Origin of the sequence: Dysgonomonas sp. Marseille-P4677 (genome assembly GCF_016652235.1) — a bacterium.
Taxonomy (GTDB): Bacteria; Bacteroidota; Bacteroidia; order Bacteroidales; family Dysgonomonadaceae; genus Dysgonomonas.
On the sequence record NZ_JAEPKU010000084.1, the window covers coordinates 1 to 18277 of the forward strand.

General features: G+C 35.3%; 13 protein-coding genes and 1 pseudogene. 11 read left to right on the forward strand and 3 right to left on the reverse strand.

The window, feature by feature from the left end; translation table 11 throughout:
- A partial coding sequence (locus tag JGH11_RS13555; RefSeq protein WP_201112670.1) for a LacI family DNA-binding transcriptional regulator occupies window positions 1-455 on the reverse strand: 455 nt, incomplete at its 3' end.
- Between the two features lie 211 nt (window positions 456-666).
- Here JGH11_RS13555 and JGH11_RS13560 point away from each other — a divergent pair.
- The 10 genes and pseudogenes from JGH11_RS13560 to JGH11_RS13605 all read left to right on the forward strand — a co-directional run bounded on the left by JGH11_RS13560 (window position 667) and on the right by JGH11_RS13605 (window position 13456).
- Window positions 667-1761: an alcohol dehydrogenase catalytic domain-containing protein gene (locus tag JGH11_RS13560; protein ID WP_201112672.1), complete on the forward strand. Its 1095-nt coding sequence runs from the start codon at window positions 667-669 to the stop codon at window positions 1759-1761.
- A 98-nt stretch (window positions 1762-1859) separates the two neighbouring features.
- On the forward strand, window positions 1860-2627 hold the full coding sequence (locus JGH11_RS13565; protein ID WP_201112674.1) for a GolD/DthD family dehydrogenase: 768 nt from the start codon (window positions 1860-1862) through the stop codon (window positions 2625-2627).
- A gap of 90 nt (window positions 2628-2717) precedes the next feature.
- Window positions 2718-3710 carry a dihydroxyacetone kinase subunit DhaK gene (locus JGH11_RS13570; protein WP_201112676.1) on the forward strand — a complete coding sequence of 331 codons (993 nt, stop codon included), beginning with the start codon at window positions 2718-2720 and terminating at the stop codon, window positions 3708-3710.
- Between the two features lie 35 nt (window positions 3711-3745).
- The gene (gene dhaL, locus JGH11_RS13575; RefSeq protein ID WP_201112678.1) at window positions 3746-4405 is read left to right on the forward strand and encodes a dihydroxyacetone kinase subunit DhaL; all 660 of its coding nucleotides are present in this window, start codon (window positions 3746-3748) and stop codon (window positions 4403-4405) included.
- 23 nt (window positions 4406-4428) lie between these two features.
- Window positions 4429-4881, forward strand: coding sequence for a ribose 5-phosphate isomerase B (rpiB, locus tag JGH11_RS13580; RefSeq protein WP_201112680.1), 453 nt, complete (start codon window positions 4429-4431; stop codon window positions 4879-4881).
- A 235-nt stretch (window positions 4882-5116) separates the two neighbouring features.
- A complete protein-coding gene (locus tag JGH11_RS13585) occupies window positions 5117-5911 on the forward strand; it encodes a hypothetical protein (RefSeq protein ID WP_201112682.1) in 795 nt (264 codons plus the stop codon).
- Window positions 5912-5957: 46 nt separating this feature from the next.
- Window positions 5958-7250 (forward strand): MFS transporter, encoded by a 1293-nt coding sequence (locus JGH11_RS13590; protein ID WP_201112684.1) that lies wholly within the window; start codon window positions 5958-5960, stop codon window positions 7248-7250.
- 118 nt (window positions 7251-7368) lie between these two features.
- Window positions 7369-7962: pseudogene (ribB, locus tag JGH11_RS13595) on the forward strand (3,4-dihydroxy-2-butanone-4-phosphate synthase); the annotation flags it as partial.
- Between the two features lie 385 nt (window positions 7963-8347).
- The gene (locus JGH11_RS13600) at window positions 8348-10936 is read left to right on the forward strand and encodes an alpha-L-arabinofuranosidase C-terminal domain-containing protein (RefSeq protein ID WP_201112688.1); all 2589 of its coding nucleotides are present in this window, start codon (window positions 8348-8350) and stop codon (window positions 10934-10936) included.
- A gap of 153 nt (window positions 10937-11089) precedes the next feature.
- Entirely contained in the window at window positions 11090-13456 is a 2367-nt protein-coding gene (locus JGH11_RS13605) for a glycoside hydrolase family 127 protein (protein ID WP_201112691.1), read from the forward strand.
- Between the two features lie 370 nt (window positions 13457-13826).
- Here the strand turns inward: JGH11_RS13605 and JGH11_RS13610 are convergent, their stop codons facing one another.
- Window positions 13827-15641 (reverse strand): mechanosensitive ion channel family protein, encoded by a 1815-nt coding sequence (locus JGH11_RS13610; protein ID WP_201112693.1) that lies wholly within the window; start codon window positions 15639-15641, stop codon window positions 13827-13829.
- A gap of 202 nt (window positions 15642-15843) precedes the next feature.
- Here JGH11_RS13610 and JGH11_RS13615 point away from each other — a divergent pair, with 202 nt between their 5' ends.
- On the forward strand, window positions 15844-16611 hold the full coding sequence (locus JGH11_RS13615; RefSeq protein WP_201112695.1) for a DUF3298 and DUF4163 domain-containing protein: 768 nt from the start codon (window positions 15844-15846) through the stop codon (window positions 16609-16611).
- Between the two features lie 128 nt (window positions 16612-16739).
- On the opposite strand, the gene JGH11_RS13620 is transcribed toward JGH11_RS13615, so the two are convergent.
- The gene (locus JGH11_RS13620) at window positions 16740-17951 is read right to left on the reverse strand and encodes an MFS transporter (protein ID WP_201112697.1); all 1212 of its coding nucleotides are present in this window, start codon (window positions 17949-17951) and stop codon (window positions 16740-16742) included.
- Window positions 17952-18277: the final 326 nt, after the last annotated feature.

The following is an 18277-nucleotide window of genomic DNA, read 5'->3' on the forward strand; positions in this document are numbered from 1 at the left end:
GGTACACGGTCGAAAAAAACGATAGGAATACCTTTCTCCTGTAAACGATAATATTCTTTCAAATTCTCTTCACCATCACACACACTCATAATGATACCATCGACCCGGTAACTCTCCAAAAGCTTTAGATTATATAATTCAGCTTCTATATCTTCATGCGATTGAGTGATAATAACCTTAAAGCCCTGCTCGTTCAAAACCCGCTGAGCACTGATAATGACATACATAAAAAAAGGAGTAACCATTTCAGGGACAATAATTCCTATAGTTTTACTCTGTTGCCTGCGAAGGTTTGCCGCCATTTCATTCGGTTTATATCCTAAATTTTCAGCTAAAGCTAACACCCTCTCTTTCGTTTTTTTGCTCACATTACTGTCTCCTGATAATGCCCTCGATACTGTAGATTTTGATATTCCGAGCTCACTAGCAATGTCCTTTATCGTAGTGTATTTCATGGTCCATGGTTTTTATCTCATAAAAGTAAGTAGTTTTTTTTAAACCTCAAAATTGGGAACGATTGCGGGAACGGTTGCGGAAACTGGGAACGGTTGCGGGAACGGTTGAATTTTAGAAATATATTATCGGGTGAAATTCCAACTTAATATATAGCTAATTTAGTAGTAGATGAAAGCATCTTAATTATTTAACCTTTTAAGAAAATATATCATGGGTACAATTGAATTACCAAAAAAAATGAGAGCTATCGTAGCATATGCTCCCGGTGACTATCGTTTCGAAATAGTTGACACACCTCGAGCCGGAGAAGATGAAATTATATTAAAAGTTGAAGCTTGCGGAATTTGTGCAGGAGATACCAAAGCTTTTGCTGGTGCGCCTAGTTTTTGGGGAGGAGATGGAAGCCCGGCTTATATAAAAGCACCCATGATACCCGGTCACGAGTTTGTCGGAACGGTTGTAGAAATAGGCCCTAAGGCTAAAGGAAATTTCAAAATAGGTGATCGTATATGTCCGGAACAAATTGTTCCATGCGAAGAATGTATGTTTTGTAAAACCGGTCGTCACTGGATGTGCGAAAAACATGATTTGTATGGTTTTCAAAACAATGTAAATGGCGGTATGGCTGAGTATATTAAATTGACTAAAGAATCTTTAAATTATCTTGTGCCTAAAGAACTTCCTATCGAAAAGGCAATCCTTATAGAACCTTACGGATGTTCATATCATTGTGTGCAACGAGCTAAAATAGGCGTTACAGATGTTGTTGTTCTATCCGGAGCTGGTACATTAGGACTTGGTATGGTAGGAGCAATTAAACAACACAATCCGAAATGTTTAGTGGTACTGGATATGAAAGAAGAACGTCTGGAATTGGCTAAAAAATTTGGAGCTGATGTAGTTCTAAACCCTGCAAAAACAGATGTCGTGAAAGTTATAAAAGAAATGACAAATGGGTATGGATGTGATATCTATATTGAGGCAACAGGCCATCCGTCAAGTGTACAACAAGGGTTAGAAGCTATTCGCAAAATGGGTACTTTTGTTGAATTTAGCGTATTTGGAGAACTAGTTACTGTAGACTGGAGTATCATCAGTGACCGTAAGGAATTAGACCTATTAGGTTCCCATCTTAGCCCGTTCTGTTATGATACAGTAATTGAATGGATCGGCAATGGCAAACTTCCGACCGAAGGTGTTGTCACACATAAATTTCCTTTAGAAAAATGGGAGGAAGGATTTAAATTAGCTACTACAGGTGAAGGAGGTGCACTTAAAGTAATCCTTGTACCTGATATGCAATAACGTTAGCCATATTAGAATGTCTTTGGAGCCGGAATTTAATTCTGCTTAAGTCATTTCCGGCTTCGAAGAAAAACTTAAATAACTAAAAATCCATTATCATGATAGAATATAAGGGAGCTGATATAAATTTCTCATTAGAATCGAAAATTGCGATAATAACAGGTGGTGCTGCCGGAATAGGAAAAGCAACAGCCGACTTCTTTGTCAAGAAAGGAGTAAAAGTCATAATTGCTGACCTTAATCCCCAAGCGGACGAAATAGCTAAGAATTTATCTAAAGACTGTATCGGTATATCGGGCGATATTACAAACGAGGAATATAGGCAATCGGTTATTCAAAAAGCAATAGCAACATATGGCACAATTGATATTCTAGTTAATTGTGCAGGAATAGTAGCTTTGGACAATTCCGAAACAATCAGTGATAAAATGTGGGATATGACTATGGAAGTCAATCTCAAAGCCTCCTTTAAGATGGCACAGGCAGTTGGTAAATATATGATCGACCACAAAATAGCCGGCTGCATAGTCAATATGGCATCACAAGCCGGAGTTATCGCCCTTGATAAGCATGTCGCTTATTGCGCCTCGAAAGGTGCTATTATTGCTATGACAAAGGTTTTAGCAATGGAGTGGGGCAAGTACGGAATAAGAGTAAACGCCGTTTCTCCGACTGTAGTACTTACCGAGCTTGGCCATAAAGCATGGGATGGTCCGGTTGGCGATGAATTCAAAAAGCAAATGCCATCCGAACGGTTTGCCGAACCGGATGAAATAGCAGGAACAATAACCTTCTTATGCAGCTCTGCTGCTGCTATGATTACAGGCCATAATCTGTTGATTGACGGGGGATTTACAATTAAATAAAGACTTAATCAATTTTATTAATAAACACTTTAAGCATGATTTATACGCATGCTCTAAGGACTTTTTATCTCAAAATAAGAATATATAGTTATGCAAAGAATATTAAACAATCCGGATGATATAGTAGATGAAATGCTAAGTGGATTTCTGAAAACTCATAATGATATAGTAGAAAAAACAACTAATTCACGTGTTGTAAAGTCCGTTGAAAAAGTTGATGGACGTGTTGGCGTCGTGACAGGAGGAGGATCAGGTCATAAACCTGCATTTATAGGATATGTAGGAAAAAATATGTGTGACGCTGTCGCTGTAGGTGAAATATGTTCTTCTCCTACTGCTGTCGCATTTCTCGATGCATGTAAAGCTGCCAACGGGGGAAAGGGTGTGGCATGTCTTTACGGAAACTATTCGGGCGATAATATGAATGTAAAGATGGCCGTTAAGATGGCTGCTAAAGAAGGAATAGAAGTAAAAACTGTTGTGGCAAACGATGATGTAGCATCAGCGCCTAAGGATCAGCGAGAGAAACGTCGTGGTGTAGCCGGTGAAGTTCTGATGTGGAAAGTTGGAGGTGCAAAGGCCAATATGGGAGGAAACTTAGATGAAGTGATCGCTGCAGCTCAAAAAGCAATAGATAATACACGAAGTGTTGGTATTGGTCTTACTCCTTGCGTATTACCGGCTGTTGGTCATGCCAACTTTGAAATAAAGCCAGGAACAATGGAAGTTGGGATCGGACATCATGGTGAACCCGGCATTGAGGTTTGTCAGTTGGAGACCGCTAAGCAAATGGCAAAACGTATGACAGATATTGTTTTACCCGATTATCCTTTTGTTGCAGGTGATGAAATTGTAGTATTGGTATCAGGGTTGGGAGCAACTCCTGTTATGGAACTTTATGTCCTTTATGACGAAATAGAAAGGATAATAACAAAAAAAGATATAAAAATTCATAAATCATATGTAGGTAACTACTTCACGTCATTGGAAATGATGGGCGCAACACTCACAATAATGAAATTAGATGAAGAACTAAAAACTTTGATAGATATGCCTGCCAATAGCGTAGGGCTGAAACAATGACAATGATAAATGGTAAATAAATACAACAAAATAAGATGAGAACATTTGATAATAGCAAAGGTAAACCAATCCTAATGGCTATGGTAAAAGCCATACAAGATAATAAAGGTTACTTAAGCGAGATAGATGGATTGATAGGAGATGGAGATCATGGCATGAATATGAACAAAGGCTTTACTGTGTTTGAAACACGTATTAGGAATAAAGATATCTCATTCACAAATGGTCTTGACGAACTAGGAGCAATTCTTTTGACTGAAATAGGAGGATCGATGGGACCAATTTATGGAACTATATTTATTGAGATGTCAGAAGCTTTAAACTCTCCGAAGGAAATCGGACTCGAAGAATTTAATGAAATGCTCACTGCCGGATTAGAAGGATTGAAAGGGATTGTTGAAGCCAAAGTCGGAGACAAGACATTAGTTGATACTTTAGCCCCCTCCGTTGAAGTACTCAATAATGCCGTAGAAAATAAAACTCCTTTTAATGTTGCACTACATGAGATGAAAAAAGCTGCAAAGAAAGGACGGGATTCGACTGAAGATATGGTTGCAAAATATGGACGTTCGAGCCGCTTAGGAGAACGTTCGAGAGGAGTCCTGGATGCCGGAGCTGCATCTTGTTGTATTATCTTGTCGTCTATGGCTGATGGTATAGAAAAGCTATTAGCCGAAAAGTATGAACTTGTATGATTAACATCTAAAAAGAAAAAACAATGAAAATCGCAATAGGTTGTGACGAAGCAGCATATAATCTGAAGGTAGAGTTAATTAAATATTTGGATAGCAAAGGTATTGATGTAACAGATTTCGGAGCTAATGCAGGAGAAGTAGTCCTTTATCCGGATGTTGCTGTAGCAGTAGCTAAGTCTGTAGCAAAAGGGGAGTTTCAGAGAGCAGTTCTCGTCTGTGGAACAGGAATAGGAATGGCTATTACAGCCAATAAAGTTCCGGGAGTAAGAGCAGCGGTTTGCCATGATCCTTTCTCAGCTCAGCGTGCACGCAAGAGCAATGACGCACAAATCATTTGCTTTGGCGAGAGAGTTATTGGTGTCGAATTGGCGAAGAATTTGCTTGATATATGGCTCGATTCTGAATTTAGCGGGGGGAGCTCAACGCCTAAGGTTGACCGCATTAGTAAGTATGAAGAAGAATTCATGAAGAAATAGCTGAGTGAAATTTAGTAGTATATGAATGCTGCTGATTATGTACTAATATTATCAGCAGCAATGGTTTAATAGGCTATATATTTATTCTACAACCATATCCAAGTATAAAAGAAGATCTACAAGCCTGCTGAATTATTTAGAAAGCAACATATACCACGACCTGCAGACTTTCTATATTTCTATGACTCTTGCTACAGGTTGTTACATACAATTTAACATTAACCATATAAAGACCATGAAACACTTAAAATCAATATCGTTATTGATTGTAGCTTTTATAATAGCTACATTTTCAGCAGATTCTCAAAATGAGGATGACGAAAAAATTACTTTTCAGAATTATATTGGAGGAAGTATTCAACTAAAAAACATGCATCTTTGGCGAGGAATTGAGGTTTCGGATGAAGTATCGGCCATAACCGATATTCATTTCAAAACAAAAAATGATGCCTTTAGAGCCGGTTTATGGGGTGGAGTAGGAGTAAACGGTAAATTCAAAGAATTTGATTATTATGCCTCTTTCAAACATTCAGGCTTTGAAATATCTCTTTGGGATATCTACAATTTCTCTACGGGTGCAACTTATAACAACAAAGAGGCATTCAATTATAAAGCCAGAGAAACAGGGCATTTTATAGACCTGAGATTATCACATCGGCTTCAAGGATCATTTCCATTAAAAATTTTCTGGGCTACGCTTCTATATGGACGAGACCGGGATGCACTCAATAAGAAAAACCGATATTCATCTTATATTGAATTAGAGTATCCCATCATATCTCATGAAGGATATACTCTTGATGCCGGAATTGGGGGTGCATTCGCGTTGGTAAAAGGAAGGGATTTGAACGGAGTTAAAACAAAAGCTCACTTTTATGGGGACGAACCTAATATAGTTGATATACATCTTCGATTTTCTAAAACCTTCAAATTGGGAGATTATAAACTACCGGTTGTAATTATGCCAATGTGGAATCCAGAGAAAGACTATATGAATATGGAAATATCTCTCGAACTACTCTCTTTCTAAATTAACTAACTACTAATATATATAATAGAATCACAAAAACAATACCATGGAAAAATATAAAGAAAATTTTTTAGATAAAATTGGCATTCCGCATGCTTTAGCATGGGGATATCTGGGCGTACTCATATTCATGATGGGTGACGGAGTTGAACAAGGATGGTTGAGCAAATATTTAGTTGACAGAGGATTGAGTGAAACAGAATCTGCACTTGTTTTTACAGTATATGGAATCACAATAGGTGTCTCTTCTTGGTTGTCGGGAGTTCTTTCTGATATGTGGGGTGTAAGAAAAACAATGTTTTATGGTTTAATAATTTACCTGATTGGAGTTATAGGCTTTGTAGGTATTGCACTCGCACAGTTTAACTTCACCCTCATGCTGGCCCTATATGCGGTCAAAGGATTTGGCTATCCGTTGTTTGCTTATACTTTTCTAGTATGGATTGCTAAAAAATCACCTCAGTCAATGCTAGGTAAAGCTGTGGGTTGGTTTTGGTTTGTGTTCACAGGAGGATTGAGCGTATTAGGTGCTATATATGCAAGTTGGGCTACAATAGCGATTGGATACATTCCAACTTTATGGACTGCAGTACTTTGGGCTTTAATAGGCGCTGTTTTTGCCTTAGTCTTTATGAAATTCAAAACAGGCAATGAAAAGGAAGAAAATTCAAAGAAGTCTACTATCAAAGACTTACTTAATGGACTTACAATTATCAAAAGAGAACCAAAAGTTGGTATAGCAGGAATTATACGAACAATTAATACAATAACCTTATTTGGATTTCCGGTCTTTATGCCTTTATATATGCAGGGACAAGGTTTTACAGAAGCAGAGTGGCTTCATATCTGGGCTGTGGCAGTTGGAGGTAATATTATTTTCAACCTAATATTTGGTTTTGTTGGAGATATAATTGGTTGGAGAAAAACAGTTTTATGGTTTGGATGCGTAGGATGTACAATCACAACCCTTTTGTTCTACTATTCTCCTCAAATTCTGCCCAATAATATAACCTTTGTTATGGTTTGCGGATTCTTATGGGGGATGACTCTTGCCGGATATGTACCGTTATCGGCACTGGTTCCTTCGTTGGTTAAAGTAGAAAAAGGTGCAGCAATGTCTATTCTTAATCTTGGAGCAGGATTGTCCGCATTTGTCGGTCCGGCAATTATAGGTATTGTTTATTCTCTTGGAGGCAGCGGTAGTGCAATTATTTGGTCTTTTGCCATATTATATGTTATAACAGCTATTTTAAGCCGTTTTATAGCATTGCCTGAAGAAGCTATTGGAACACCAAGACAAATAAGAAAAATGGAATTAGAGCGATTGTCAAATAGTTGATAATAAATTAAATTTAAGTTAGATGTGATTTTATTGATATTTATCAATAATTATGTTGAGATAGTAGCTGATTTATAGGTTAGCTACTATCTGATTCTCATAAATAAAATATAAGATAATGAATACGATTGAGGAAGCTTTAGAAGATTTACGCTTAGGAAAAATAATTATTGTGGTAGATGATGAAGACCGAGAAAATGAGGGCGATTTTGTTGTTGCTGCCGAAAAAATCACCCCCGAAATTGTAAATTTCATGCTGCACAAAGGACGAGGTATTTTATGTGTATCTATACCAGAAGACCGATGCACAGAATTAAAATTGTCAATGATGGAAAATAATAACACATCATTACTTGGTACTCCTTTTACGGTTTCTGTCGATTTACTAGGAAAAGACTTTTCTACCGGAGTTTCTGCTATCGAAAGAGCCGCTACAATAAAAGCATTAGTAGATCCAAAGACTAAAGTCTCTGATTTAGGACGTCCCGGACATATTTTTCCATTAAGAGCATGTAAAGGTGGTGTATTAGAACGTCAAGGTCATACCGAAGCGGTTGTTGACCTGACCTCTCTGGCAGGTTTAAAACCCGGAGGTACATTAATTGAGATTATGAATGAAGATGGAACCATGGCACGAATGCCCCAATTAGTAAAACTTGCGGATGAATATGATATAAAAATAGTAAGTATTGCCGACATTATAAAATACAGAGAAGAAATACAACGTTAGATTCCGTCCACATTTAGTCTTTTAGTCTCAGACTTTATAGTTTTGTTAGTTTATTATATATAAACTGGCAGGACTTTTCTTTTTCAATATTTTTATCGCTCAAAAAGAGTATTCTACAAAACCATACTAACATATCTTTCATATAAACCAATAATTTGCTTTCCTACTCTCATGTTTTATAACATATTATTAAATGTTTATTTTACACTTAATCTGCATACTTTTGTTTTATGCACTTGTCTTAAGAGTCTTGTTCTATAAAATGAATACAATTTAAATATAGATATGTAATTCATTGTACGGAGAAAGATGCTGATAAATTGGCAAATGATGGAGATTAGAGAGAAACTTAAACCACTAATATAGAATGAAAAGGATAAAAGTTTTAATTGGTATAATGATTCTGTTAATATCGGGAAACTTGTTTGCTAAAGAACCCGATAAAGCATACCTGTTCGCATATGCTACAGATAAGAACTCCAATCATAATGGATTACATTTTGCATGGAGCATAGATAAAGAAAACTGGTTTCCTATCGGACCGGAGCATAGTTTTGTTAGATGCGATTACGGACGCTGGGGTTCTGAAAAAAGAATGCTTTCGCCGTTTTTATTCCAATCTTCCGATGGTATATGGCATTGTGTTTGGAGTATGAATGAAAGAGATGGAGCCTTTGCTCATGTATCCTCAAGTGATCTGGTATATTGGGGCCGCCAATCATATCCAATAGTTGCTGAGAATAAGAATTGTTTATCTCCCGAAATTTCTTTCGATAAAACAACAAACCTTTATACTGTAACATGGCTGAGTTCTGCTGGTACAAGTACAGAAGCCTATTCGGTGACAACCAAAGACTTTAAAGAATATAGTGCAGCAAAAAAAATACAAAACAGTACAAGCAACAAACAAACCGCAACTATATTAGGAAAATCAGAAACCGGAACTATTCATAATGTTCCGTGGAAGACTATTGACAACTTAATTAAGACACAACAATTAGCTATTTATAAAAACACTCTTTATTCGGAGAACTCATCTACAGACTCAGAACGATTTGCATCTTTAGAATCAGTGAGTGCAACTATTTCTATAAATACCTCAAAAAGTAAAAAAATAAGCGATTTATTAATGGGTATCTTTTTCGAAGATATAAACTATGCTGCTGATGGGGGATTATATGCAGAACTTGTACAGAACAGGGATTTCGAATATGCATTGAGTGATAAAGAAGGACATGACAAGAGTTGGAATAGTTACAAAGCTTGGTCTTTAAATAATGCAGATGCGACATTTATTGTTGATTCAGTTTCACCAATCCATGCAAATAATAAACATTATGCAAGTCTTCAGATAAATAGAGTAGGAGCAGGATTAGTAAATGAAGGATACGATGGAATAGTTTTAAGAGCTGGAGACAAGTATGATTTCTCTATATTTGCACGTACGCCTGAATCAAAAAAAGGGAAGCTAACAATTCGTTTGATAGGTAAAGACGGTAAAGTATGTGGAGAAGCTTCTACCAAATCGATTTCAAGCGATTGGAAAAAATATGATATTGTATTAACAGCGACCCAAACAGTTGTTGACGCAAAGTTGGTAGTTGTGCCTCAAATGACGGGAAAAGTCGAATTAGATATGATTTCTTTATTTCCTCAAAAAACATTCAAAGGTCGTAAAAACGGACTTAGAGATGATCTTGCTAAAGTTATAGCTGATATGCATCCTCGTTTTGTACGCTTTCCGGGAGGATGCGTAGCTCATGGCGACGGATTGGAAAACATGTATCGCTGGAAAAATACAATAGGTCCTCTTGAAACACGCAAACCACAACGGAATTTGTGGGGATATCACCAAACTATGGGATTAGGCTATTTTGAATATTTCCAATTTTGTGAAGATTTAGGTGCAGAGCCTGTTCCGGTAGTTCCAGCAGGGGTTCCATGCCAGAATTCGGCTCACCATGGACATGCTATAGGCGGACAACAAGGAGGTATCCCGATGTGCGATATGGATGATTATGTACAGGAGGTCTTAGATCTTATAGAATGGGCAAATGGAGATGTCGATACAAAGTGGGGGAAAAAACGAGCCGAGGCTGGTCATCCAAAACCATTTAATCTGAAATATATTGGTATTGGCAACGAAGACCTTATAACAGATGTTTTTGAGGAGCGATTCGCAATGATATACAACACTGTAAAAGAGAAGCATCCCGAAATAACGGTTATCGGAACTGTTGGCCCATTTTATGAAGGAACCGATTATGTGGAAGGTTGGGATTTAGCTGCAAAATTGGAGATACCTATGGTAGATGAACATTATTACAATTCTCCGGGATGGTATATTCACAATCAGGACTTTTATGATAAATATGACCGTTCAAAATCGAAAGTATATCTAGGTGAATATGCTGCACATTTACCGGGAAGGCCAAACAATATTGAAACAGCTCTTGCAGAGGCTTTACATCTGGCTAATGTGGAACGTAATGGAGATATAGTAACGATGACTTCATATGCTCCTCTGTTTGCTAAAGAAAGGTATACGCAATGGAATCCTGATCTTATCTATTTTAACAACGGTGAGGTAAAACCAACCGTAGGATATTATGTGCAAATGTTGTATGGTCAAAACGCAGGAGATGAATACATTGCAAGTAATATCGAACTTTCTGATAGTAGAGATGCTGTAAGAAAACGTATAGCAAAATCTATCGTACGTGATAGCAAAACAGGAGATGTAATTATCAAATTAGTAAATATGTTACCCGTAGAAGTGGATACGAAGCTTAATCTAGATGGTATAAGTATTTCCAACCCGATAGCCTCCAGAAGCTTATTGACAGGTAAGCCTGATGATAAATTGGCTAAGCCTGTTTATGATACCTTTAATGTAAATGATAATTATAAATTGCCTGCTTATTCATTTACTATATTGCGTATAAAAACAAAATAATTTATCTATAAATCAAGGTTTGCAGACATTTTCTGTAATTCCTTAAATCTTTGAGTTTTTTAATTCCGTACAAAAAGGTAACAAAATAAAACATATGGAAAACTGTTACTTTTGTTACCTTTTTTATAACCTAAATAAATCATATACCAACAAATGAAAAGAGTATATATAATTGCCGGATTCGTTGTTTGCACATTGTGTATGAATGCACAACTAAAAAAACAAGTAGATTATTTCAATCTGCAAGATGTAAAACTTTTAGACAGTCCTTTTAAACATGCTGAAGACCTAGACAAGCAATATTTACTTGAACTTAAAGCCGATAGGTTATTAGCTCCTTTTCTTCGCGAAGCCGGTTTGCCTCTCAAAGCAGAAAGCTATACCAACTGGGAAAATACAGGGCTTGACGGACATATAGGGGGGCACTATTTATCTGCATTGTCACTGATGTATGCGTCTACCGGTGATATACAAATAAAAGAGCGTCTCGATTATATGATCAATGAGCTTAAACGTTGTCAAGATGCAAATGCAAACGGTTATATCGGTGGTGTTCCGGGGGGAAGAGCTATATGGAACGAAGTGGCAAATGGGAATATAAAAGCCGGAGGATTCGATCTCAACGGCAAATGGGTTCCTCTATATAACATACATAAAACCTATGCCGGACTTCGAGATGCGTATCTTTATACTCATAATAACATGGCGAAAGATATGTTGATAAAGATGACCGATTGGGCTATTAATCTGGTATCGAAGCTGTCGGAAGAACAGATACAGGATATGCTTAGAAGTGAACATGGCGGGTTGAATGAAACATTTGCAGACGTGGCCGCAATCACAGGTGATGAAAAGTATTTAAAATTAGCGCATCAATTTTCGCATCATTTAGTACTCAATCCATTATTAGAACATGAAGATAAACTTACAGGGATGCACGCTAATACACAGATACCTAAAGTTTTAGGGTTTAAGCGTATAGCTGATGTAGAGGGGAATGAATCGTGGTCGGAAGCATCTCGCTTCTTTTGGGAGACAGTTGTAGAGCATCGTTCGGTCTGTATTGGGGGGAATAGTGTGGGAGAGCACTTCAATCCGACAAATGATTTTTCGAGAGTGATAAAAAGTATAGAAGGACCTGAAACATGTAATACATATAATATGTTACGCTTGTCGAAGATGCTTTATCAGACTTCGAAAGATGAAAAATATATGGATTATTATGAACGTGCATTATACAACCATATACTATCTACTCAAAACCCGAAACAAGGAGGCTTTGTGTATTTTACTCAAATGCGTCCGGGACATTATCGTGTATATTCTCAACCTCAAACTAGTTTCTGGTGTTGTGTAGGCTCAGGAATAGAGAATCATGCCAAATATGGAGAAATGATTTATGCACACACTGATGATGAATTATATGTAAATTTATTTATACCATCAAGAGTGAAGTGGGAAGCTAAAAAAACTGAAATAATACAAGAAAATATATTTCCAGACGAAGCTAAAACATGCCTGACAATCAACCCCGAAAAGGCTACTAATTTCACTTTACAATTACGTTATCCTAAATGGGTAAAAAGGGGTACTTTAAAAGTAACCGTAAATGGGAAAAACTATCCTGTATCCGAAGCTTCTTTAAATTATATTGCGATTAATCGAAAATGGAAAAAAGGAGATAAGGTTGTGATGGAAATGCCAATGCATCTCACTGTTGAGCAACTACCCGATAAGTCGAACTACTATTCAATATTCTATGGTCCTATTGCTTTAGCTGCTAAGACTGGTACAGAAGATATGGTAGGTTTGTTTGCTGATGATAGCCGTGGAGGACATATTGCTCATGGAAAACAGATACCAATGAAAGATATGCCAATTATAGTAAGCGACCCTGATAAAATAACATCTTTAATAACACCTGTAAAAGACAAACCTTTAACGTTCCATTTATCAGGACTTTATCCAAGTAAATATGATCAGGGACTGGAACTTATTCCATTTTTCCGTCTGCACGAATCTCGATATATCATTTATTGGGCCCAAGCTACTACAGATGGTGTAAAAGATATTCAAAGACAAATAGAAATCGATGAACAGGAACGGATAAAGCTGGATGCAATTACGATAGATAAAGTTGTCTGTGGAGAGCAACAGCCCGAATCAGATCATTTTATCCAATCAGATAATTCACGCACAGGCTTTATTGAAGATATTCACTGGCGTGAAGCTCACGGATGGTTTAGTTATAAGATGAAAAATACAGGTAAAACCTCAAAATTTCTGTATTTAAAATACTTTGATCGAGATCATAACCGAAATTTTGATGTGCTAATTAATAATCAGAAGGTAGCAACTATAAAGCTGAAAGGTAGAGGCGGTGATAATTTATTTACAGCAACATATCTTATTCCGCAGGATGAACAACAAAATGATGTTCTGGAAATAAAGATAATGGCTTCTTCACAGTCAATGACTACCAAAATCGCTGAAATACGGTGTTTAAGTGAAGATATGTAAAGTTACAAATCGTATAAATTTTTAAAAATACATATAAATATTGTTGTTTGAGTAAACAAGGAAATTAGCCCACTTGTTATAATCAAAATCTATTTACTTAATTCATTTAAATATAGGAGAAAAGAGTCTACAAATTAAAATAGACTCTTTTCTCTCTTTGAGATAAATTATACTTACATCTAGCTCCTACAAAGAAAATGAAATTGAGAATTTGGCTAAAACTAATACTCTATAGAATATGCAAACCTTGTAGTACAAAAAATAATAAGGAAAGTATGATAAGAGAGTATTTAAAGAAATATAAAGAATCAAAATAAGGTATGATATTCAGGTCATACCTTATTCTATCTTTATCTTTGAATAAAATCTATTATTTATTTCTTTTATTAATATATTCCGGAGGCATCATAATATCACTACCGTCTCGTTGAGCATAAAAATGAGGAGACATGAGTTCTATACCGGCTTCATTAAATTTATCAATAATATTGCGATGCAGTTCCGAATAAACTTTAGCCAAAGTCTGATCTTGCCGTGAATATGCATTTATCTGATATGTACAATAGAAATCAGATAATTCTTGTACTAAAACAAAAGGCGAAGGATTTTTGCAAATAGTGCTTGTCTCACAGGCTGCCTCAATTAGTAGTTGTTGTACTTCTTTCCATGGTGTTTCATATCCGACAGTAACTGTGGAATGAAGGATAATCCCATAATCTTGGGCAGATACACTATAGTTTACTGTTTGAGATGAAAGTATAAATGAATTTGGTATTGTTACAATTTCATTTTTAGGAGTGCGTATACGCGTAACAAAAGGAGTTTTTTCTATAACAAACCCTGTGGTATCATTCAATTTGATTTGATCACCTATTCTGAAAGGGCGCATATAGGTAATAACCATTCCTGCCATCAGATTTCCAATCACAGTAGTAGAACCTAACGAAATAATTAAGCCGATAAATACCGATACCCCTTGAAAAATAGGTGATTTCGAACCTGGCAACAGTGGCCAAATCATAATAAGCATAAAAGAATATAGTAAAAAACGAACTATATAATAAGTTGGAAAAGCCCAGTCTGCATAGAATCCGTTTATTTTTAGTTTATCCGTTGCTATTTCGTTGGCAATATATTTTATACCACGAATAATATATTTAAAACAGATATAAATAAGTATAATCTTAAATACGCTTGGAATGAATCTTACTACAGACATAAATATATCCTTAGCCGGAATCCATATGTAAGATAAAACCATATAAGCAAACTTTTCGGTTTCGGGAAATATGGAAAAGAGTATAGGTATCGTAATCATTAATTGGATCAGAATAAATATATATTTCAGGACTACAGATCCTAAAACCATAATACGTCTTTCCTTCGACTCGGTTAGAATTTCATAATCTTTTATTGTTATCCCTTTAAACTTTGTATGTGATAATCTGATTATTTTCTTTTGTAATTTCTTAAAAAGCTTATTTGTCAGATATATTAACGCAATTTGTACAGCAACAACTAAAATACAGAGTAATATTCCTTTTACTTTAATAAACAATCCATACTCGGCTTGTAAATCTTGTATTTTCTGAGATATAATAACAAGATATTGTTCAGCTAATTCCTCTCTACTAAGATTTTGCCATAAGCCATCCTGATCAGTAACACTCATAATAACTTTATCTTCCGACATAATATCTGTTGTCAGATCGCCTTTATAGAGGTATACCGAATCTTGGTTGACAGTCAATTTTTTACCCAAGAGCATTATCATTTCTTCAGCTTTTGCTGCTCTATCGGCTGGAGTAACCCCACCACGTCTCGAATATAAAGAAAACAGAGTGTCTCCCTCTATAACAATAGGTACTCCAGGGGTTATAATGCGCAATGAATCTATTTGCTTACGTTGTTCGGCTCGCTTTATTGAATCAGCTTTTGCTGTTTCCTTTCCTCTATTTTCGTGCTCATTACGAAGTAAAATTTCATTGAGTTTTAATTCTTGTACTTGTAGTATTAGCTCTTCAATCCTGATAGAGTCATCTTTTTGACGATTGAGAATGGCGGAATCCAAAATTGCAGATTCAATGTTTTTCTTAGACTTACTTTGAGAAGAAACTTCTATTGGTAAGAATATTATTACAAATAAAATCAGCAGTATAACTTGGTATGAAAAATTAGATCTCATAAATTTAATATGTCTTAAGTTATTCTATTCAAGAATAGAGTAATTTCTTTTGATATGGGAACAAAAATAGTATTATTTTAAAAATATAAGTTTTTTTTATGATATTTTTCGACTTAAAGAGATATTCTATATGATTATACATAAAACAAAATGATTAGTATAGTAGTTCTAATTATAGAAAAATAAAAACCAAGTTACTATTATGAGAAAAATCTTTTATCTACTTTTATTAACGATTTTAGTTGCCGCCTGCAATAACTTTAAAAAGCAACCCGAAAAATCATCTGACTTATCTTTTTCTAAAGCTGAATACAAAAAAGAATCTAGTCTACCAACCAAAGAAGGAACTAAACTTACAGCTATTATCCCTGTTGCCAGCGGAGATAATGAGATAGCAAAAAGCATAAACGACTCAATTTTTAAGACAGTAAAACTTATTATCGGACAAAATGATGATGTGGCTACAACTTATGATGACTTATTTGATGGGTTTATCAAAAATTATGAAGCTTTTGTATCTGATAATTCTGATTATAATTTAATGTGGGAAGCCGATATAAATGGAGTAATTGAATATTACAATAGCGATATTGTGAATATTAGACTGACCTCGTATTCTATGACCGGTGGTGCGCATGGAAACCCTAACACAACATCATTATTTTTTAGCCCTAAAGATGGCAAATCATTAACAATCAATAATATTATAAAAGATATAGATAGGTTTTCTAAATTAGCAGAAATGAAATTTAGGGAGAAATATAATTTATCTGCAAACCAGTCAATCAATTCGACTAAATTTATGTTTCCTGATGATATTTTTATACTTCCTCAAAACATATTCATTACAAAAGATGGGCTACTTTTATATTACAATGTTTACGAAATTGCAGCTTATGCTGATGGTCCTCAAGAATTACTTATTCCTTATAGTATAATAAAAGATAATCTATTAATAAACATTCAATAACAATGAATCGTGTTGCACAATGATAATATAAGATATTGAATAATAGTATATAAAAGGCTTCAATCTATAGATGAAGCCTTTTATATTATAATCAATTCAAATCATTTGTTTTTATAATCGGACTTGACTTAAATTTCTATACTCTCTTTTGTTGAATTTTCTTCTTTGAAGCTTAATATAAAACAAATAAAAATGACAGTTATAATAATGAATGGCACAAGCCATATGTTTAGCCAATTGTAAGAGTTTTCTCCTATTGTATTTGTACTAACAACATTACCTGCAATAAGGGTACCCATATATTTACCCACTCCATATGTTGCAAAAGCAATCAGCCCCTGAGCCGAATTCCGTAAATTACTTGAAGATTTATCATCAACATACAACTGCCCAGTAACAAAGAAGAAAGTGAAGCAAAAACCGTGGATTGGTAGTGCCATATAGATGAATGTTGATGATTCGGTATATGCTCCTAATGCAAACAACCCATAAAGAAGCATCCATGCAAAAATAGCGACAGAGATACTACCTTTATAACGCAATTTTGCAAAAAAGAAAGGAAATGTAAATAGAAAAATAATTTCGGCAACCTGCCCAGAACTCATTGCTGCTGCGGCATGCTTAACACCTACATTATTCAAGAAAAGATTTGTAAATGAGTCATAAAAGCCTAGAGGGATACAAGCTAGTGCTGAAAAAATAAGTAAAAGAGAAAATGATCGGTTTTTCATCAATTTGAAAGCATCAAAACCTAAAACCTTACCTATTGAAACTTTTCCGACAGTCTTTTCCGGGGCTTTATAGGGTAGAAAAAGAGACCAGATAGTACCTAATACTGATGCTGCTCCGGCTATAATAAAAGGGTCGGGGAGATGCTCTATCTTCAAGAAGCTAACTAAAACTCCAGCACCAATCCAACCTATAGAGCCTAGTAGTCTGATTCGGGAGAATTCTTTTCCAGGATCATTTAGATTGGCAAATGAAATAGAATTACACAATGCTGTCGTTGGCATATAGCAAATTGTGTAAATGAATAAGACAGGAAAGAACAATGAGAATTCGTGAATTTGTGAAATGCAAAATAGCAATACAGCTCCTATTAGATTTAAAAAAGCCATAACTCGGTTTGCTGAAAAGAAACGGTCGGCAATCATACCCACAATAAAGGGGGAAATCATAGATGCTATGGCAGCAGTTCCATATGCCAAGCCTATTTGTGCTCCGGTAAAATTAAGAGTTTGTCCTAAATATGTCCCCATTGTAACATACCACGACCCCCAAATAAAATACTGGATAAACATCATTGCAGACAACTGCGCCTTATTCTTCATTAGTCCCATGTACATTAATAGATTTAATGGTTTAAACAAATATTAGATCATTCTTTACAGATGCTTATGATGAAAATTAGTGTTTTCGATCTTAAATACTAAATTACAAATGCTAGCACGACAACTATTATTTTAATAATAGTGCAAATTTTTGTGATATTAATCTAGTGTTTTTTATAAATAAATTTACATTTAAAAATAGCTAAAATTAATTGGGCAAATTAACTTGTTTTCCTTTAGGGTATTATTAATAAAATTAACTAATTATTAAAATTTAGATTAAAAGTCTGCAATAATTATCAATCTGCAAACTCACGATACATGTTATATAACAT